General features: G+C 52.7%; 19 protein-coding genes. 3 read left to right on the forward strand and 16 right to left on the reverse strand.

Annotated features, from left to right (window positions below; all coding sequences use genetic code 11):
- Positions 1 to 206 precede the first annotated feature (206 nt).
- The 10 genes from ACLUXO_RS07110 to ACLUXO_RS07155 form a co-directional block, all read right to left on the reverse strand.
- Positions 207 to 770: a cob(I)yrinic acid a,c-diamide adenosyltransferase gene (locus ACLUXO_RS07110; RefSeq protein WP_412136942.1), complete on the reverse strand. Its 564-nt coding sequence runs from the start codon at positions 768 to 770 to the stop codon at positions 207 to 209.
- Entirely contained in the window at positions 763 to 1,311 is a 549-nt protein-coding gene (locus tag ACLUXO_RS07115) for an ECF transporter S component (RefSeq protein WP_412136943.1), read from the reverse strand. The genes ACLUXO_RS07110 and ACLUXO_RS07115 overlap by 8 nt, the downstream gene beginning before the upstream one ends.
- Position 1,312: 1 nt before the next feature.
- The gene (locus ACLUXO_RS07120) at positions 1,313 to 1,780 is read right to left on the reverse strand and encodes a DUF4430 domain-containing protein (protein ID WP_412136944.1); all 468 of its coding nucleotides are present in this window, start codon (positions 1,778 to 1,780) and stop codon (positions 1,313 to 1,315) included.
- Between the two features lie 57 nt (positions 1,781 to 1,837).
- Positions 1,838 to 4,057 (reverse strand): ribonucleoside-triphosphate reductase, adenosylcobalamin-dependent, encoded by a 2,220-nt coding sequence (gene nrdJ, locus ACLUXO_RS07125; protein ID WP_412136945.1) that lies wholly within the window; start codon positions 4,055 to 4,057, stop codon positions 1,838 to 1,840.
- 307 nt (positions 4,058 to 4,364) lie between these two features.
- Positions 4,365 to 5,222, reverse strand: a complete 858-nt coding sequence (locus ACLUXO_RS07130) for an aldo/keto reductase (RefSeq protein ID WP_412136946.1) — start codon at positions 5,220 to 5,222, stop codon at positions 4,365 to 4,367.
- 118 nt (positions 5,223 to 5,340) lie between these two features.
- The gene (locus tag ACLUXO_RS07135) at positions 5,341 to 6,249 is read right to left on the reverse strand and encodes an L-lactate dehydrogenase (protein WP_412136947.1); all 909 of its coding nucleotides are present in this window, start codon (positions 6,247 to 6,249) and stop codon (positions 5,341 to 5,343) included.
- 185 nt (positions 6,250 to 6,434) lie between these two features.
- Positions 6,435 to 6,974 (reverse strand): hypothetical protein, encoded by a 540-nt coding sequence (locus ACLUXO_RS07140; protein ID WP_412136948.1) that lies wholly within the window; start codon positions 6,972 to 6,974, stop codon positions 6,435 to 6,437.
- A 79-nt stretch (positions 6,975 to 7,053) separates the two neighbouring features.
- Positions 7,054 to 7,881, reverse strand: a complete 828-nt coding sequence (locus tag ACLUXO_RS07145; RefSeq protein ID WP_412136949.1) for an exodeoxyribonuclease III — start codon at positions 7,879 to 7,881, stop codon at positions 7,054 to 7,056.
- A gap of 57 nt (positions 7,882 to 7,938) precedes the next feature.
- Positions 7,939 to 8,577 carry an HAD family hydrolase gene (locus tag ACLUXO_RS07150; RefSeq protein WP_412136950.1) on the reverse strand — a complete coding sequence of 213 codons (639 nt, stop codon included), beginning with the start codon at positions 8,575 to 8,577 and terminating at the stop codon, positions 7,939 to 7,941.
- Between the two features lie 49 nt (positions 8,578 to 8,626).
- The gene (locus ACLUXO_RS07155) at positions 8,627 to 9,340 is read right to left on the reverse strand and encodes a YjjG family noncanonical pyrimidine nucleotidase (RefSeq protein WP_412136951.1); all 714 of its coding nucleotides are present in this window, start codon (positions 9,338 to 9,340) and stop codon (positions 8,627 to 8,629) included.
- Positions 9,341 to 9,689: 349 nt separating this feature from the next.
- On the opposite strand from ACLUXO_RS07155, the gene ACLUXO_RS07160 reads away from it, so the two are divergent.
- Positions 9,690 to 10,241 (forward strand): biotin transporter BioY, encoded by a 552-nt coding sequence (locus ACLUXO_RS07160; protein ID WP_412136952.1) that lies wholly within the window; start codon positions 9,690 to 9,692, stop codon positions 10,239 to 10,241.
- Between the two features lie 96 nt (positions 10,242 to 10,337).
- Here the strand turns inward: ACLUXO_RS07160 and ACLUXO_RS07165 are convergent, their stop codons facing one another.
- The 3 genes from ACLUXO_RS07165 to ACLUXO_RS07175 all read right to left on the reverse strand — a co-directional run bounded on the left by ACLUXO_RS07165 (position 10,338) and on the right by ACLUXO_RS07175 (position 12,468).
- Positions 10,338 to 11,159 carry a hypothetical protein gene (locus ACLUXO_RS07165; RefSeq protein ID WP_412136953.1) on the reverse strand — a complete coding sequence of 274 codons (822 nt, stop codon included), beginning with the start codon at positions 11,157 to 11,159 and terminating at the stop codon, positions 10,338 to 10,340.
- A gap of 74 nt (positions 11,160 to 11,233) precedes the next feature.
- Positions 11,234 to 11,887, reverse strand: a complete 654-nt coding sequence (locus tag ACLUXO_RS07170) for a histidine phosphatase family protein (RefSeq protein ID WP_412136954.1) — start codon at positions 11,885 to 11,887, stop codon at positions 11,234 to 11,236.
- A complete protein-coding gene (locus ACLUXO_RS07175; protein WP_412136955.1) occupies positions 11,884 to 12,468 on the reverse strand; it encodes an SGNH/GDSL hydrolase family protein in 585 nt (194 codons plus the stop codon). Before ACLUXO_RS07175 ends, ACLUXO_RS07170 begins: the two co-directional genes overlap by 4 nt.
- 244 nt (positions 12,469 to 12,712) lie before the next feature.
- Here ACLUXO_RS07175 and ACLUXO_RS07180 point away from each other — a divergent pair, with 244 nt between their 5' ends.
- Positions 12,713 to 14,938 (forward strand): EAL domain-containing protein, encoded by a 2,226-nt coding sequence (locus ACLUXO_RS07180; protein ID WP_412136956.1) that lies wholly within the window; start codon positions 12,713 to 12,715, stop codon positions 14,936 to 14,938.
- On the opposite strand, the gene ACLUXO_RS07185 is transcribed toward ACLUXO_RS07180, so the two are convergent.
- Complete coding sequence (locus ACLUXO_RS07185; protein WP_412136957.1) at positions 14,885 to 15,718, reverse strand: DegV family protein; 834 nt, start codon at positions 15,716 to 15,718, stop codon at positions 14,885 to 14,887. The two genes, ACLUXO_RS07180 and ACLUXO_RS07185, sit on opposite strands and share 54 nt — an antisense overlap.
- A 165-nt stretch (positions 15,719 to 15,883) precedes the next feature.
- Here ACLUXO_RS07185 and ACLUXO_RS07190 point away from each other — a divergent pair, with 165 nt between their 5' ends.
- Positions 15,884 to 16,390 (forward strand): DUF1836 domain-containing protein, encoded by a 507-nt coding sequence (locus tag ACLUXO_RS07190; protein WP_412136958.1) that lies wholly within the window; start codon positions 15,884 to 15,886, stop codon positions 16,388 to 16,390.
- A 45-nt stretch (positions 16,391 to 16,435) separates the two neighbouring features.
- On the opposite strand, the gene ACLUXO_RS07195 is transcribed toward ACLUXO_RS07190, so the two are convergent.
- Together ACLUXO_RS07195 and ACLUXO_RS07200 are read right to left on the reverse strand one after the other, a co-directional pair.
- Positions 16,436 to 18,178 (reverse strand): sensor domain-containing diguanylate cyclase, encoded by a 1,743-nt coding sequence (locus tag ACLUXO_RS07195; RefSeq protein WP_412136959.1) that lies wholly within the window; start codon positions 18,176 to 18,178, stop codon positions 16,436 to 16,438.
- A gap of 124 nt (positions 18,179 to 18,302) precedes the next feature.
- On the reverse strand, positions 18,303 to 19,250 hold the full coding sequence (locus ACLUXO_RS07200; protein ID WP_412136960.1) for a glycosyltransferase family 2 protein: 948 nt from the start codon (positions 19,248 to 19,250) through the stop codon (positions 18,303 to 18,305).
- Position 19,251 lies beyond the last annotated feature (1 nt).

Consider the following 19,251-nt stretch of genomic DNA (forward strand, 5'->3'; position numbering starts at 1 on the left):
AATTCTTGCTTTTGACAAGGGTAATATCAATGATCAAGCCAAGGATATTCGTCCCGAACTTGATGAATTCGTAAAGGCTTTTTATCAAGAACATGGTGATATCATGGAGGCCTTGGAGAATTTGTAGAATGATTCATGGCAACTGTAGAAGAAAAAGTGTTGGATGCTTGCTCTCTAAGTCATCCAACACTTTTTAATTTGCTAGCTTATTTTTTCGGACGCCGCCGCGGCCGGGCGGGCTTGCTCTTGACGTCAGCCACGCCCTCCAAAAGGTTGGCGTAGCGGGCCATCACGAACAGGTAGTCTGACAGGCGGTTCAGGTACTTAAGGCTGTCACTCTTAACCTCCCCGCTTTCGTCCGCATACAGCACGCAGACCCGTTCGCTGGTCCGGGCCAGTGCCCGGGCATACTGGAGGTTGGCGCTGGTCTTTGACCCGCCAGGCAGGATGAATTCCTTCATTTCCGGTAATTCTTCCGTCCAGGCATCAATCTGCTCTTCCATGTAAGTTACTTCAGCCAAGGTAATCGTATGATGCCGCTTGACCACCAGGTCAGCCTGTAATTCATACATTTCCCGCTCCAGCTTGATCAGCTTTTCTTCCAGGCCCTGGCAGGCCGGAGAAAGGTTGGCTACCGTAACCCCCAGCCAGGACTGCAGCTCATCGAGAGCTCCCAGTGTCTGGATCTGCGGGTCGTATTTGGCGACCATCTTGCCGGTCACCTGCTTGGTTTGCCCCTGGTCACCGACTTTAGTGTAGACTTTAAGCATTTTGCTTCCACCCTGCTTTCTTTTTAAACCGGTCCAGGCCCAGAATCAATGGCAGATAAAGGATAGGATAAAAGGCCAGGTTGCCGGCGGCGTGATACAAGTCAAAGGTCAAGCCGCTGACCCAGTAGGCAATGAAGGCTGCCCAGCCGCCCCAGCCAGCCATGCCCAGGCTGACGAAGAAGCCGTATTCCAGGCCCAGAAAGCCGGCCAGGAGCTCTTGCAGCCAGAAGAATTTCCGGCTTTTCAGCGGCAAAAGCCTGGCAAATAACGCCACGGTCAAGGCGCAGGCCGCGTAGGCAAAGATCTGCGGCAAGGTCCAAATGCCAAAACCCAGGAAAATGTTGGAGATCACCATGACCAAAATGGCTAGGAGAATCCCTGTCCCTGCTCCCAGTTCCAGCGTGGCCAGCATGATAATGTCGGTCACTGGCTGGACATTGGGGATATCGATAATTTTAAAGATCCGTAAAACCACGCACATCGCCGTCAGCAGGGCCAGCAGGGTCAGTCTTTGCAGCTGGTAGCGTTCCTTGGTCTGCATCTTAGTATTGCTTCAGAGTGAAGACAACCTTGGACTTGTTCTTAGTCAGCTTGTCCTTGTCAGCTGCTACCTTGGCCATCTTGCCGTTAACCGTGTAAGTCCAGTAGAGCTTCTTCTTTTCGTCGCCCAGACCCTTGATCTTGGTAATGAAAACGCCGTATGAAGATTTAGTGTATTTAACCTTCCAGGCCTTTTTCAAAACAGTGAAGACGCTCGTCCCCTTCTTGACCTTGAAGGTCTTCTTAGCCAGGGTTTGCTTGTTCTTGGCCTTAGTCGTGTCCTTCAAAGTGTAGGTCACGCTGATTTGCTTAGCCTTGGCCTTCTTAGTGGTCTTAGTCTTCTTTGTGGTCTTCTTAGCCGTTTTAGTGGTCTTAGCTGCTTGAACGTCTTGGTTTTGGACTGGCTGGTTGGCAAAAAGGCCCACGAAGGCTGCCAGAGCAACTACGACTGCTAAAATCTTCTTTTTCATCTTTTGTTTCTCCCGTTTTTTATTTCAGTTTTTTGTCTCTTCTACTTTTTACCTGCCTTACTTAACCGGGCAGGCGCCGCCTTCACAGTCGGTCTGGTCGACCAGTTCAAGGTCCTTGACGTCGCTGTTCAGCTGGCTGAAGACCTCTTCCACGTTGCCGGTGATTTCCTGGCTGCGCTTTTCGTAAGTCTCCTTGTCGATCGGTTCCTTTGGTGCTTGCTGCAGGGAACCGCCAAAGTATGGCAGAAGCGAGGTCGACTTGGTGATAAAGCGGTACTGGCGGAGCAAGGATTCAACCTGGTCACCTTCGGAATCCTGGAAAGTAATCGTGCATGAAACCGCGTTGTCCGACCAGTAAGTCTGCAAGAAGGCCTGGGTGGCAAACTGTTCCGCGATTGAAACCGTGCCGGCTGAGGCAAAGTTAGGGTTGTCCGCCCCTACCGCCTTGATCGGGAATTCCACGCAGGTCGTGTTTTCCGTGTAGATGTCGGCTTCCGTCCGGTAGCCGCAGGCCTTCAAGGCTGGCAAAAGCGGGTCAGAATCCTGGAAACGGATCCGCTGGATCAAGTAAGCCCCGTAGTGGAAGTGCATGCCTTCACTGGCCCCGGCCAGCTTAGCCACCGTGCCTGACGGCTTGACCGTGGTGTGCTTGATTGATTCATTGCAGCCCAAAGTCTTGCTGTAGGCCTGGTCAGCCTTGACCACGGCCTTGTAAAGCTGGTCAACCATCTTAATGGCCCGTTTGTCGTAGACTGGCACCTTGATGGCTTCATGGGTTTCCGGGTCAAAGTCATTCTTGAAGCCGGTAACCACCCGGTTGCCCAGTCTGGTCAAAAGCCAGTCCTGGATCCCGGACATGGAGATCCCGATCCGGCGGTTCTTTTGAATTATTTCCCGGGAAATTTCCCAGTCATAAGGACTAAAGGTTACCCGCTTGGTGTAGCGGGTCGCTAAGGCAAAAACTTCCTGTAAATCCCAGCCCTGTTCTTCCGCGATCAGCGGGAAGACTTCAAAGAGGTTGCAAGGTTCCCCGTTGGCCAGGGAGATCTCCCCGCAAGGGTTGGTCCCTTCCACGTCCCCGTCAATTCCGGCCTGGTAGCCATCAACAATCCGGCCATAGTTCTTGGACAGGTCCAGGTTTACGATCCCCGGTTCACCGTTTTCACGGATCCCGGCAGCGATTGGCTGGTAGCCGCTGAAGGCTGAGTCAACCGCCACGCTGTTGTTGGATGCCCAGCGGTGGTGCATCAGCTTCTCTTGGTCCTGCTTCATGGAAATGAAATCCTGGTCATCATTTGAGCCCAGGGCCAGTTCCGCTGACCGGCGGACATTGCCGGCCACGACTGCCTTGCCGATCAAGTTGCAGATGTCGGCGGCATCGACCGCTGAAAGGCGGCCGCCAGCCTTATTATTCAAGACTTCGTTAATGTCCAGCAGCATGGAGATCAAGGGCATTGGGCCGGAAGCCGTGCCGCCGAAGCCATGGATTTCTGCCCCGTAAGGACGGATGTCGGACAAGTCCAGGATCAGCTTTTGCTTACGGTCCGGGTTGGTCTGGGCGAAGTGGAGGTCAATCAAGAGGGCATTGGCCAAAACCCAGCCCTCCCGGGTGTCCGGCAGGCGGTAGTAGATGCTGTCAGCATCTTGAACTAATTCATTCTTGCCGACGGCCCCGACCTTGACGGAAGCGTCGTAGGATTCACTGGTCTCATCGATCACCAGCTGCAGGTCGATATCAAAGTCGACCCGGGGAATCTGGCTGATGTTGGATCTGGCAACTGAGAAGCCGACCCCGCCCCCCTTCATCAGTTCGTCAAAGAGGAAGGAGAAAGGCATGGAAACGGCCTTTTCCTGCTTGCCAAGGTAGCTGGGCACGATCTTGCTGTCCCCGTACTTTTGCGGGCGGATGGCCACAAACCAGCAATTGTTTAGGGAATCCCCGGTCCGTCTCTGGTAGTCAGTCCCGGAAATCCACAAGTTCCGGCCAGATGGCGTCGCGCCCAGGCCGTAGACCAGCTTGTAGAGCCGCTCTGCTTCTTCAGTCAGGCTTTGCTTCAGTTCCGGACTTGGGGAGTCTTGAAGGCGGGGATCCAGGTTGATGTTGCCTTCAACCACCCGCTTAACGGTTTCATCCCAGTTTTCACTCCGTCCCTTTTCCGGCAGCCAGCGGGCGTAGGTCCGCTTGTAGGTGACCCAGCCCAGCTTGCCCCAATGAGGTTTTACACTCGCTTTCACCCGGTCGATAAATTCCGCCGAGAGCGATATTTCTTCACTCATCTTCTCAGGTCCTTTCTGCTTGTCTCATTATTTTTTAAGCACTCCATATATTAGCAGTCTTCCCGTGAAACACAAGATGTTGTGTTGTGTAACCAGGCGAACACGAGAAAATGTATGTTGGCTCAATTCAAGCCCCGTAAGCCTTCACCCGCCGCCAAATTTTTTTGAAAAATTTTTTAGCAATTTTTGTTCGGCTTTTCCGGATATATACAAAAAGACTATATAACTACCAATTCTTTTTTCGGCATATTATATAGTCTTTCTTATAAAGTTTTTTAGCTTCTTTAGCTGTTTTCAGTTTTTTAGTTTAAAATTCAGCTTGGTCCGGATCCAGGACTGGCTGGCCGATCCCTTGCAGGCCATCCAGCTTGGCCATGTCCTCTGCAGTAAGCGCAAAGTCAAAGACCTCAGCATTGGCCTTGATATAGTCCGGGTGAACTGACTTCGGCAGTGGTAAAAAGTTATGCTGCAGGGACCAGCGGATCAAAACCTGGGCGCTGGACTTGCCGTACTTGGCCCCAACTGCCTTGATGGTCTCATTGCCCAAAAGACCGCCCGTGCCCAAAGGACTGTAAGCCTCGCTCAAAAGGCCGTATTCCTTGTTAGCGGCCGTTACTTCTGCTTGCAAGTCATTTGGGTTGAGACAGATCTGGTTGACCACAGGCTTGATTTCTGCCGTTTTTAAGAGGGCTTCCAGGTGGTGGCGGCGGAAGTTGGAAACCCCGATTGCCCGGATCTTGCCAGCTTGAACGGCTTCTTCCATGGCCCGCCAGGCTTCCGCGTTGCCTTCTGCCCAGTGATCCCGGATGGCAACTGGATTTGGCCAGTGAATCAAGTACAGGTCCAGGTAGTCCGTGTCCAGCTTGAGCAAGCTGTCGTCGATAGCCGCCTTGGCCCCTTCATAGCTGTGGGACCCGTTCCAAAGCTTGCTGGTCACGAACAAGTCGCTCCGCTTGACACCGCTTTTCTTGATGGCCCGGCCCACGCTGGCTTCATTGCCATAAGCCGCGGCCGTGTCGATGTGCCGGTAGCCGGCATTCAAGGCTGTCTCAACTGCTTCTTGAGCCACGTCGCCGTCTGGCGTCTGCCAGGTTCCGAAACCGATTACCGGGATCTTGACCCCATTGGCTAATTCGTAAGTATCTTCCAAACCGTGCAAAGTCATTTTTTGCCTCCTGTCATTTTCCTTACTTTTTGTAATTAGGCTCATTATAACAAAAATCCTCCCGCCCGGGAGGATTTTCTTGCGCTAAAATTCTTTTGAATTATCAGAATCGTTTTAATTATTCCAAGCTGGCCAGGCTGTCCTTCAGCTTCTTGGCGGAAGCTTCCAGCTTGGCTTGTTCGTCAGCGGCCAAGTCCAATACCGGCACTTTTTCTACCCCATGCTTGCCAACGATTGACGGGTAGCCGATGTAGGTCCCCAGAGATTCAACGTAGCAGCTGGTCGGGCCGTAGAACTTGGCGTCAGAGAAGACGGCTCTGGCCAAATGAACCGCGCAGGTAGCGACAGCGTAGCAGGTGTAGCCCTTGCCCTTGCCGACCATGAAGGCATTGTCCTTGCTCAAGCGGTCCATTTCTTCTTTCTCTGCTTCAGTGAAGAGGTCCTTGGCTGGCCGGTTGTTGACCCAAACGGTTGACCAGGCCGTGAACTGGCTGGACCCGTGCTCGCCCAGGTTGAAGCCGGACACGTTTCTCGGGTCCTGGCCCAGCTTTTCCCCGACAACCCGCTGCATTCTGGAAGTGTCCAGGAAGGTCCCGGTCCCGAAGACCTGGCTCTTTGGCAGGCCAGTCACCTTTTGCAAGATGGAGGTTACCACGTCACAAGGGTTGGAGATGTTGATGATGACACCCTTGAAGCCGCTGTCCTTGATCTTCTGGCCAACTTCAACCGCGTTCTTGGTGTTGATTGGGAATTCCGCGAACCGGTCGCCAGTCTTGATTGTGGCTGCTACATCGCCAAAAGCGGTGATAATCAAATCAGTATCCGCCAGCTCTTTCCAGTCGCCCCACTTGACGTTGACGTAGAAGTCGTTTCTGCCCAGGGTGTCGCGCAAGTCGCCCCATTCAGCCCGGCACTTGGTTTCATTCTTGTCCAGCAAGACCAATTCGTCCGCTACCCCGTGGGTAAACAGAATAAAGGCCGCCGTGGCCCCAACGTGTCCCATACCGATCACTGCTACTTTTCTCATCAAAGATTCCTCCTTGTTTTTAATATGTCATCAATTATTTTCTCATAATCAACAATAGAACAAGTTTGTCCAAAGTGCAAGGCTAAATTAATTAAAAAAGTTTCAAGCCGGTAAATAATTTACAAGATAAAGCAAAAGCAAGACAAGAGAAAAAGGACTTCCGCTTAAAGCGAAAGTCCTTCTGCTTAATCTTTAAAACTGAATTCCAGCGGATCCTGGTCGGCACTCAAACTGGCCGGGCTCGGTTCGTTCCGCTTCAAATGACCCAAGGAATAGAAACCCCGGCTGTAGTTCTTGTCACTGGCAAAAATCAAGACCTTGTCGCTGGCCGGGTCATAGCCGATTTCACCAGCCATGGCATGAGTCAATTCCTGCCCCTTAGGGGTCGGCAGCTTGACCGTCTGCTTGCTGATCAGTATGCTGTCTTTCTTGCTATCCGTAAAATCCAGGTCAACCTTCTTGCTCTTCCACTGCTTGAGCAGGCTGACAGTAGTCGGCGTCTTGGGCAGGATGCCAGTAATCTTGCTCTTCTCGCCGGACAATTCCACCTTCATGTTCTTGAAGTGGTGGTTGTCGGTTGACTTGACTGCCTTCCGGTACTCTGAAGTATCGAAGGCGTCTGAACTGTTTTCTGCTTTCTGACCACCGCTCGAGACGGCCATAATCACCGTACCGGCGAAAATGGCCAGGATCAAACCGATGACCCCTTTTTCTAATCTCTTCATATACACATACGCCTCATATACTAAAAATTAACTAAAACTTCTTTGTTTCTTCATCATCTAATTCCTAATTGTAACCGAATCACAGCTTAATTTCCAATAAAATTGGACAATGATCCGCTCTTTCCCCCGTCGCGATCATTTCCGACTTCTCCACCTGGTCAGCCAGGCGGTTGGAAACCAGCCAGTAGTCGATTCTCCAGCCGGAATTATTGGCCTTGGCTGTCCGCACCCGCTGGGCCCACCAGGAGTAGACGCCCTCCACCTGGCCGTGGATCTGGCGGAAGGTATCCGTGAAGCCCGCCGCCAAAAGCTGGCCAAAGCCGGCTCTTTCTTCATCCGTAAAGCCGGCGGAATGGTGGTTGTTTTCCGGGTGCTTCAAGTCGATTTCCTGGTAGGCGGCGTTGAAGTCCCCGCTGGCCAGGACCGGCTTCTTTTTGTCCAATTCTTCCAGGTAGGCCCGGTAGCACTTGTCCCATTCCTGCCGGTCACCCAAGCGGACCAGGCCGTTGCCGGCATTTGGCGTGTAGACCTGGGTCACGTAAAAGTCCGGGAATTCCAGAGTCAAAATCCGCCCTTCAAAGTCCATCGGCTCCGGGGCCCCGATTTCCGGCCGGGTCACTACCGGTTCCAGGCCCTTTTTGTACAAAAACATCGTGCCCGCGTAACCCTTCCGGGCTGGTTCCATGCTGGACCGCCAAACGAAATCGTATTCCGGAAAAAGGTCTGCCAGAGCCGCCTGGTGCTTCTTGCTTGGCCCGCTGGCCGGCAGCTTGGTCTCCTGCAGGGCCAGGACATCTGGGTCCAGGTCATGCAAGTTTTTCAAGACCCCCCGGGTCATTTCCGCCCGCGGGGAAGTCCCCGTCAAGGCCGCGTTCAATGAATCAATGTTCCAAGAAATTAGTCGCATTTTATCTTCACTTTCTGTTCTTCTTTACTCTCTGTCGTTTTTACTCTTTGCTTTTTTCTAGATCGCCAAAATTTCCAGGGGATAGTCGACCGTGTAGTCAGCCTTTTCCTTCTTCAGGCTGGCCGGGTCAAAGGCGCCCCAGGTGCAGGCGCAGGTCGCGCAGCCGGCATTCTTCCCCATCCGGATATCATACTTGGCATCCCCCAGCATAATTGACTCCTTCAAGTCCAGATCATGCCGCTTGACCAAAAGGTCGATTTCATCGCTGGCCGGCTTGTGGTTGACCACCTCATCGGCCCCCACAAAATCAACGAACAGATCCAGCAGGCCCAGATTTTCCAGATTGTGGGCAATTTCTGGGTGGGTCTTGCTGGAGCAGACGAAGAGCTGCTTGCCAGCCAGTTTCAGCTGGGTCAAGGTCTTCACGATCCCTGGAAAAAGGCGGACCTGGTCGTCCTCCAGCAGGGCATATTCCGCCATGCTTTCCGCAAATAGGGTCTGGGCCAGGTCGCTTCGGTGTCCCTCCTGGGCCCAGCGGGCGATTGAGACATCGATCGGAATCCCCATGGCCTGGTAAATATCTTCAGTGCTTGGCACCTTGACTCCCCGGGCCTCAAAGGCCTTCTGCACGCTGGCCGCGTAGATGTGGCGCGATTCGCAGATCGTGCCGTCGAAATCAAAAAAGTAATTTTCCATTTTTCCCCAAATCCTTCTTAAAGTCTACTTACTTTAAGTATAACGGAAACTAACGCAGAGCGGTCGGGGCGAAGTCTTTTTTCAAAATCCGCTGGAACTGGGCATAGTTGTCCACCTCAAAGAGGGGGTGGACTGGCAGGGTCTTCTGCCGGTGGCGGTGGTTGAACCAGATGCTGGCAAAGCCGTAGTTTTCCGCCCCCATGATGTCAGAGGACAGGCCGTCGCCAAAGAAGACCGTCTGGTTGGGGCTGTAGCCGCTTCTAGCAAAGAAGTAGTCAAAAATTTCCGCGTTTGGCTTCTGCACCCCGGCTTCCTGGCTGGTCACGACCAGGTCAAAGTAGTGTCTTATCCCGGCTAATTCCAGCCGGTGCTCCTGGCCAAATTGCTCCCCGTTGCTCAGAACCGCCAGGCTGTAACCCAGTCTTTTGGCATAGCGGAGGGTATCCTTGACCCCAGGCAGGAGCTTGTGGCCCGTATGGAAGTAGCTGTGGAATTCGTCAGCCGTTTCCATCCCGTCGACTTCAACCTCGCAGTACTTTTTGATAATATCCGGGAACATGACCGCGTAAAGCTGGTCTAAAGTCAGCTCCCCCTTTTCCAGCCGGCGCCAGAGCCCCTGGTTATAAGCATGGAATTCTTTTTCAAATTCGTCACTGATCTCCCAGCCGTGGGATTTGAAGAGCTGGACCAGGGAATCGTGGACCGTTGCTTCAGTGTCGAGCAAAGTGTCGTCGACGTCCAGAATAATTTGCTGATAGCGCATGTGGCCTCCTTATTTTCCGTTACATTACTTGTTTCTATTAGGCGTATTAAGTTTCCATTATAGACAAAAAGCTAAAGCAGTGCAAAAAATTGCTTTCAATTTATCTTACCCCCATTTTCTCCTTTTCCACATCTTGGGCCTTACTCTAGCAAGCAACTACGATATATTGTGGATAACTCTTGTGGAAGTTGTGTATATCTAGTAGCATCCCTGACACTTAGCCACTAGACCTGCTTTTTCCTCTAGCAATTACTATACATACACTTGGCAAAATATCTTATTGACAAAAAGTCCTGGTAAAACTATATTAATCAAGTAAGCAATAGTTTTACTGGATTGGAGGAGAAAAATGTCCAGAAAAAATACTTTTCAGCTCTGCCTTTTGGCTCTCTCCACGGCCTTGATCATTGTCGGCAGCCAGTTGGCGGTCCCCTTGCCGGGCGGGGTCCCTTTTACCCTGCAGACCCTGGTAATTCCCCTAATTGCGGCTGCCTTTGGCTGGCAGCTGGGAACTGGCGCCGTCGCCCTCTACCTGCTCTTAGGGGCCACCGGTCTTCCCGTCTTCAGCGGCGCCAGTGGCGGCATCGCTGTCCTTTTCGGGCCTAACGGAGGCTTTCTCTGGGCCTTCTTGCCCCTGGCCCTGATCACGGGCCTGGCTAAAGGCAACAGATTTTATTTGACCCTGGCGGCCGGGATTGCCCTCTTCTTGCAACTGCTGCTGGGCGCGGCTTGGCTAGCCTGGATCAGCCACTTGCCATTCGCGGCCGCGGCTAACGCTGCCATCTGGCCTTTTTTGCCCACGACCTTAGCCAAGCTGGCCCTGGTCGTTGCCTTGGCCCCGCGCCTGCGGGCGATTTTTGCCATTTACGCCGGTAAGGTCAGCCGCGGCTACCAAAAATAAGCTGGAAGAAAGCAGCTACAGATAAAAGAAAAGGCGAAGCTCTTCAACCGAGTTTCGCCTTTTACTTTGTTCAATTTTACGTTACTTGTTTTGGCCTTACTGCTGGTAAATCGTGAGCAATTGCTGGGCCAGGTCGGGCTGCTTGAGCTCGATCTGGGGCACCAGTTCCATGGCATCGATCTTCCCGCTGTGGATCCGGGAGATGTTTTCCGGCGTCAAGCCTTCCGTCTCGATGATTTCCAAAGTGGTCGGCAGCTTGTGGTACTTGTACATCTTCCCCCGCAAAGCCTCCTGCCGGGTTCCGTCCAACATTCGTCTGAGCAACTCCCGCAGTTCATCTTCCTGCTCGTCAGTGACAGTGAAGCCAATCAGGCGCAGGGACCGGGGCACGGCGTTGATGGTCTCTTCCACCGTCTTGCCGTAGCTGACTGAGTGCAGCTGGGTCAGCGCCTCAAAGAAGGCTTCTTCCAGCCGGTCGTCGCTGAGGCCCGGGTTGCTGTCTTTCAGATACTGCCGGTACTCTTCCGTCGCCGTGGTCCGTTCATAGTACCATTCGTTTTCCCGGCGCAAAAATTCATCCTTCTCCGGCACGTAATAGAGGCGGTTGTGCTGGAGCTTTTTGATCCGCTTGAAATCTTGCGGCAGGTCCATCAAGACCCAGTCGCCGTAAAGGTAGAATTCCTCATCCTCGTCTTCGCCCCGCTCTTCCACCAGCAGTTCCCCTTCACCGGCCACATTGTAGTCCTGGTCGCTCTGGTCCAGCATGGTAAATTCCCAGAAGTCGTCCTCGTCAATGTTGAGCAAGGGGTTCTGGTGGCTGAAAATATGGTACGCGTGTCTCAGCGGAATAATGCCGTACATGTTGATCATGGCGTAAAGATAGCGCCGGATCAGCAACTTGTTTTCTTTACTAATCATCTGTCTCACCTACCATTTTCGATAGATCTTTCCCTACTTTTCCTACATCCTATTATAGGCCTGCAGGCAAAAAATCAGTACATCGGCAGGCCAAATTCTTCCAGGCTGACCTGGCCGTTATCATCGACATTCAAGACCGTCATCTCGTTATGCTTAGGCAGGTCCGTTTTCAGATGCTTGCCCCCGTAGATGCAGGCCAGGCAGTGGATGACGCAGGCATGGCCAACCAAAAGGATCCGCTCTGACTCATCATAGTTGACCAGGTAGTCGATCCCCCGCTTCAAGCGGCTTTCAAACTCGCTCCCGCTTTCAGCATCCCCCTCCGGGTCAGCCGCGTGGAACAAGTCCCCGATTTCCTGCCAAGTGTAGCCGTCCTTGACCGCGTCGACCAGGCGGGGGTACTTGGTGGACTTGAAGGCCGCCGCTACCCCTTCCGTATCATGGAAGGCCTCGTAGTAGCCGAAAAAGAGCTCCCGCAAGTCAGCGGTCTGGGTCATCTTGGTTGACTCCCAGTTGTCGTTTTCCGAAACGATGATCTTCCGGGTGTCAGCCGCCCGCTTTAAGTCGCTGGAGGCCACCAGGTCAAAATGCTGGTCCTTCAAGGCCTTCCCCATCCGGTGGGCACCCTCGATCCCTTCTTCAGTCAAAGGGGCGTCAGACCAGCCCTGCAGGCGCTGGTACTTGTTCAAATAGGTCCGGCCATGGCGAACCACATAGATCTTCTTCATTGTTCAACCTCTTCCTTGGGCAGCTGCTTCATCATTTCCGCTGCCAGCAATTGATAACCGCGCGGGCCAAAATGCAGGCCGTCGTCAAGTTCTCCCCGGCACAGGGCTTTTAGGTCTCCCTCCTTCAGCATAGCCGTGAAAAAGTCGGCATAGGCGACCTGGTATTCAGCCGCGACTTCCTCCATTACTTTAGCATACTTTGCCAGTTTTGCGTTGGTCCGCCCCCGCTGCTTAGCTTCATCCACCGCCGGCCCGGAGACCAGGACGGTTTTGCCCCCCGGATAAAAGCAGACCAGGGCGGAGACAATAGCCTGGAGGTTCTTCCGGTACTGGTCTAGTGGTACTTGCTTATGGCTGGCCGCGTCATTGACTCCCACCATTAAGAAAAGCTGGTCAGCCCGGGGCCGCTTTAAGGCCAGGTCTCCTAACAGGGCTAAAAGGGCGCCGGAATTGATGCCGGACACCGCCGTATTGTCGATTTCCAGGTCAGGCTTTTTCTCTTTCAGGGTCCAGTTGATTCTAGGCTGATCCAGCCCTTCCTTGCGGGCAAAGATACTGTCGCCGAGTAATATAATTCGCATTTTTACCTTTCTATGCCAGGAAAGCATTTGTTATTTTTTAGCACTAATATTATTTTGAAAGCTCTTAATGAAAAGGCTTAACAAGCAAGTGGGGAGAGTGCTAATATGATACTAGTCTTATTTATAATTTTTAGCTTATAATTAGCAAAAATCATCTTACAGTTTCTTACTTATATTAGCTAATTAGTTAAGCTCATTTTACAAGTCATCTTTATTCCGCCAGTTGCTGCATGAGGCTTTAAACATGACCAAACTTTACCAATTTTCCAAAGCAAACCGCGAAAGCTATGAACGGATCAATTTCGCCCTGGCTGTCTTCCAGGAAGTCGAAGGCAAGCTCGTCCCTATCTTGGTTTCTGACGGTCTCTGCCGCCTTTACCAGTTAAGCCGGGAAGACCTGCTGATCCACCTGCGTGACATCAGCTATATCACCACAAATATGCTTACGGCCCAGCAAAAGCTCTTGACCTGCCGGATCAAGCTGGCCGAAAGCTACCAAACTGTTCTGCTGCATTTGAACTGGCAGGATTTTTCCGGCCAGGACCTGCTCTTTGTCGACTACTTGAATATCGGCAACGATGAAGTCGACACCCAGCCGGTCAAAATCGACTATATCCCCTCTAACGAGCAGTACGAAGACAATTTGACCGGCCTGCTCAACGGGGATTATTTGACCCGCTTCGGCAAGGACTACCTGGTCAGCAAGCTGCGGATCGGCGACCAGCCCCGGGTCATCCTCTTTAACGTGATTGGGATGCACGGCTACAATGAGCACTTCGGCTATCTGGCAGGGGACCGCTTCTTAACCAAGATCAGCAAGCAGCTGCTCAACCTCTTCCCAGCTGGCCTGGTGATTCGTTACAATGACGACCGCTTCGTGGTTTTGTCGACCGATACCGATTATATCGCCAAAATCAAGCAGCTGCAGAAGTTTGTACTCCGCAACTATTCCGTCGGCGGGATCAAGGCCGGGATCTACTATTACACTAATGCCCAGGAAAGCATCAAGTCTGCCATCGACAAGGCGAGGAAGGCCCTCCAGTACACCGGTGATGACTTAACTCAACTGTATCACGTTTTTGACGAAAGCGTCCGGGAAAAGTACGTCAATCGCGACTATGTCCTGACTCACTTCCAGGAGGCCCTGGACAAGCGCTGGATCAAGCCTTACTACCAGATGGAGATCCGCAGCTTGACCGGCCAGGTTTGCGGCTATGAAGCCCTGGCCCGGTGGATCGACCCGAAAGAAGGCATCCTCAGCCCGGCCGTCTTTATCGGAGTTCTGGAAGACACTCACTTGATCAACCGCCTGGACTTATCGATTATCGACCAAGTCTGCGAGATGCTGTCCTCTTGCTACAAACGGGGGATTTCCATCCAGCCGGTTTCGGTCAACCTCTCCCGGGTCGATTTCCAGGTCTGCGATATTTTTGCCGAGGTCGACGCGATTAGGAGAAAGCACAAGATCCCAACCTCCTACCTGAAGATCGAGATCCTGGAATCAACCTTGACCACGGTGCCGGACCAGCTGCGAGCAGCCATGGACAAGTTCCACGCGGCCGGCTACCAGATCTGGATGGACGACTTCGGCAGCGGCTACTCCAGTCTGAACAACTTGAAGGACTTCGACTTTGACCTCTTGAAGATCGACATGATTTTTTTGAAAAACTTCAAGACTAATTCCCGCAGCCATATTATTTTGCGGGAAATCGTCGACATGGCCAAGCACCTGGGCATCCACACCCTCTGCGAAGGAGTCGAGACCAAGGAGCAGGCCGACTTCCTCAGAGCCATCGGCTGCGACCGCCTGCAGGGTTTCTACTTCTCCAAGCCCCTGCCACAAGAAGAGATGCTGGCCTTGATCGAAAAGAACGGCCTGGACCACTACGAGCCGCAAGAGATGAACGACTACTACGACACGATCGGTGAAACCAACATTTTAGTCAACCCCATGGTCAGTCATATTTCCCAGGGAATAAAACACCTGGAAATGCCTCTGGCCTTGATCGAGCGGCGGCCTGGCGACCAGCTGGTCTACTACTTCACCAATTTTGCCTACAAGGACGAATTGACCCGCCGCCAGCTGGACCAGGAGGAATGGCAGGAAATCGTCAATAATTCGACTTTTTATAAGAAGCTCCTGCTCAGTCTGATGCACAGAAGCAAGAAGGCCAAGGCTGTCGTCAACGGCATGCTGGACGAACGCAGCTCAATTGAGGTCCGCCACCTGGCCAGCTACCAGGACCAGGACATGTATGTCTGCTCGATCAACAATTTCGGTCATTACTTAGACAAGACGAGAAGACGAGAAGACGAGAAGACGAGAAGACGAGAAGACGAGAAGACGAGAAGACGAGAAGACGAGAAGACGAGAAGTAAAAAATCAGCACCGGGACCGGTGCTGATTTTTTACTTACTAAATTTCTACTCCAATCATCAGCCCGCCCGCTTCAGCGTAGAAGCTGCATAGGGCGTGGCAAGTGCCCAGGTCAACCCTGGCCTCTGGATGCTTTTTTCTGATCTGGTCGTGGAGCTCAGCCGCGCTGCCGAAGTTGTCAGCGTGGTCGATCTTGACCCGGCCGCCCTTGTAGCCCTTCTCTTCCAAAGTTCTCAGCAGGGCTGCCAGGGTCTTCTTCTCCCCTCTGGCCTTGCCCAGGGGCTTGATTTCACCTTCCTCTGCCCAGCCGTAGACCCAGATTTTCAACAGTCCGGCGATCTTGGCCACCGCCGGACTGACCCGGCCGTTGTTAGCTAAGTTGGTCATCGATTTTAAGGCAAAAAAGAGGCGGACATGGTTTTCCAGGTAGTCAGTCACTTTCTCCACCAGGTCCGGGAACTGCATCCCTTTTTCTTTTAGTTCCGCGATTTTTTCCGCTGCTAAAAGCTGGGCCGGACCCGCGCTTTTACTGTCAAAAACGTGAATCAAGGCATCCGGATGTTCTTCCTGGTAAATCTTCGCCGCCTGCACGGCTGAATTGTAGCTGCCTGACAAGACCGATGAGATGGTCACGACATAGATCTCGCTGCCCCCGGCGTAAGCGTCCAGCCAGGCTGAAATACTGGGGCAGGCTGAAGACGCCGCGATCCCGTCCTTGGCTCTTTTGTTGAATTCCGCCTGGTCAAAGCTGGCGTCATCCAGCCAGGTCTTATCCCCTTGAATCAGGCTCAAGGCCGCTACTTCCAACTGGCAGTCGTCCAAGTTGCCCGCTGTCATGTTAGCTCCGGAATCAGTTACTATCTTAATTGTCATATTTCATAATCCTCGTCATCGGTTTCTTAAAAACTTTTGCTTAAGTCTATAGCAGGAAAGTCCTTGTGTCAAGTTTTTTGAAAACCGCTAAGCTGCTTTGCTATAATGTGGATGATCGAATTTTGTTTTGTCTTTATTTTTTGTATCAGCTGACAGGAGGTTTTTATGGAAAAAATTGCCCGTTCCCTGGCCGGCCTGCACCTGCCCCGCTACCAGGAACTGCCCCAGATGGGCCTGTACCTGGAGCAGACCGCGACTTACATCAATGAGGCCCTGGCCCCCTTGGAAAACGTCCACCTGACCAGTTCCATGGTCAGCAACTACGTCAAGCACGACCTGATCGCCTCACCTAAAAAGAAACTCTACAGCCGCCAGCAGATCGCTGAGCTGGTCTTTATCGCCGTATCCAAAAATGTCCTCTCCCTGGCTGACTTGCGCGAGGCCTTAAAGCTGCAACGGTCCAGCTACGACACCGAGACGGCCTACAACTACATGGTTGATGAACTGGAAAACATCCTGGCCTATGTCTTCGGCTTTAAAGGCGAGCTGGCCGACGTCGGCCACGAGCACGGCGAATACAAGACCATGCTCCGCAACGTCATCATGACCGTCAGCTACAAGGTCTACCTGGACAAGTACTTTGCCCAGTTTACCGGCCAAGAAGAAAAATAAAAGAGCACGCAAAAAAGGACATCCGCCGGGATGTCCTTTTTATGTTTAAGCCGTCGTCATGGTCTGGTAGACCAGCTTCCCATAGTGGGGATTGTCAACCATGCTGAAGTTGGCCTTGACGGCGATTTCCTGCCCGCTCTGGCTGATGACGTGGTAGGTCAATTTGTGGACGTCGCCGGTTTCTGCCTCAGCCGTAAACTTCTTCAACCAGACTTCAACCCGGTCCATGTCCCGCGGGGCCACGATATGGACGGCTTTAGTATTGACCCGGCCAAAAAAGTCCCACAAGTTGTCATAGCCCAAAAGGCGCAAAGTCCCCTGGTTGACAAAGAGGATCCGGCCGTTTTCCGGCTTGTAGATCAGCAAAGCCGCCGGTATGTTAGCCGCGATATCGTGCAGGGTAAAGCCCAGCTGGGAGCGGAGAGGCTTGCTAGTTTCCCCGGAATAGTACTGGGCCCCGCTCTTACCGCTTAACTTAACCTCGTACAAGGCCTCATCCGCCCGGCTGATCAAGCTGGCCAGTTTCTTCCCCTGCCGGGGGCTGTCCGCGTAGCCGATCGACAGGCTGTACTTGATCTTCTGGCCAAAGTAGTCGATTTCATGGTCTGCGGTCAAAATCCGCTGGATCACCGTCTGGCAGTCATCCGCGTCCATCCCCAGCAGGGCGATGGTAAACTCGTCCCCGCCAGTCCGGCCAACTAAGCCGCAGCCTGTCACGGCCTCCTTAAGCCCCCGGGCCACCTGCTTCAAGACCTTGTCGCCTACCTGGTGACCGTATAAGTCGTTAAAAAGCTTGAAGTCATCGACATCGATCATGACCAGGGTGAACTTGCCATCTTCCTGCCCCTTCAAGCGCCGCTTCAGCTCTTCATCGAAGCCCAGGCGGTTGTTAATCTGGGTCAAAGCGTCAACCGTGGCCTCTTTTTTCAAAAAGCGCATATGGCCCAGACGCAGAACCAAGATAGTGATCAGGCAAAAAATCAGCAAGGCCAGCAAAGCGGTATAGGCAGTCATTCTCCGGGCTTTAGCCTCATAAGTCCAGCCGGTTTTCGGTGAAACATAGATCTTCCAGCCCCCGCTAGAAGTCGCTGGCTTAAAACTGAAGGCCACTGGATTGACAACGCCCGCCTTTGACCTGGTCAGCAGGCTGTACTTCTTGCTTTCAACCGGACTCTTCAAGATCCGGTAATTGTACTCCCCTTGGTCCAGGTTAGCCAGACTTTCTTTTAAGAGCTGCCTGGCCTTAGCAACTACAACGGCAAAGCCCCAGAGCTGGCCCTTGACAAAGACCGGCCGGTAAAAAATCAGCCCGGCTTCCCCGCCTTTAAGGGTAACTGGTCCTTGCATGACGGTCCTCTTCTTAGTCACGGCATACTTGCCGCACTGGCCCTGCCTAAACTGCTGGTAGGCCTGCTTGAGCTCGGGGCTGACACCGGAATTGGACTGCCAATTGCCCGCCTTTGAAACCAGATAGCTTCCCTGGACATAATCGATCTCCAATAGCTCCTGGCTTCTTTTGGCAAAATTGGTCACCCGCCCCTGGTCATTGACCGTTGTCTGGGCCAGCTCCCGGCTGACGCTGTCCGCCTGGGCCAGGCTGGGTCTAAAAGACCTGGCCACCAGTTTGGCCGCCTGCAGGGCCCGGCCTTTCTCGGCTCTTTTGTAATCCAGCTCGCTGCTATCCGCCACATAGGCAATGATCGTAGCTAATAAAATAAAAAACGCAATCAAGATGCCACGGTCCTGCCAGCGTAATTTGTACTTCCTGCTCATTAATTGCTCCTTCATTTCAGTGCTCCTAATTATGACACAAAAGTTATAACAATGATACTGAAACGTTTTTTATGCCGGAGAATAATTGCTATGAGATTATAGTTGCAACAAAGAGTAGACAAAAATAAAAAGACCGGCCTTAGTCGATCTTTTTAACGTCTTTAATATTTGATTCGCTGGAAATATAGTGGGGCCGGCGCTTGCTTTCCATGTAGATCTTGGCCAGGTATTGCCCCATCACGCCCAAGCTGAGCATGACCAGGCCCCCGATGAAGATCACCACGCAGATCAAGGAAGCCCAGCCGGCTACCGGGTCCCCCTTGATCAACTTGCGCAGAACGATCACGATCAGCATGATAAAGGACACCCCGGTCATGAGGAAACCCATCCAGGAAGACAGGTTTAAGGGCACCAGGGAGAAGTTGATGATCCCGTCAATGGCGTACTTGAACAGCTTCCAGAAGTTCCACTTGCTTTCCCCGGCTACTCTTTCCACGTTCTCATAAGGGAGCCAGTAGGTCTTGAAGCCAACCCAGCCAAAAATCCCCTTGGAGAAGCGGTTGTATTCGCTCATCTCCACGATCGCGTCGACCATGTCCCGCTTCATCAAGCGGAAGTCCCGGGCCCCGTCGACCACGTCAGCATCAGAGATCTTGTTGATGATCTGGTAGAACTTGCGGGCAAACCAGCTTCTGACCGGCGGCTCACCCTTCCGGTCCTCCCGCCGGGTGGCCACGCTGTCATATTCACCGGAGTCCAGGATCTTGATCATTTCCGGCAAAAGTGCCGGCGGGTCCTGCAAGTCAGCGTCCATCACGGCCACATAGTCCCCGCTAGCGTTGACAAAGCCCGCGTACATGGCGGCTTCCTTGCCGAAGTTTCTTGAAAATGAAATATAAAAGACGTGGGGATCCTTAGCGGCAAAGTCGCGCAGGATTTCCAAAGTCTTGTCCTTGGACCCGTCGTTGACAAAAATCAGCTCGTAGTCGTCGGGCAGTTTTTCCAGCACCTCATGTGCTACTGGATAAAAAAGGGGCAAGGCCGCTTCTTCATTGTAGCAAGGCACGATAATTGAAATCTTTTTCATG

The sequence above is a fragment of the Lactobacillus delbrueckii subsp. bulgaricus genome (assembly GCF_046938665.1).
Lineage (GTDB): Bacteria > Bacillota > Bacilli > Lactobacillales > Lactobacillaceae > Lactobacillus > Lactobacillus delbrueckii_C.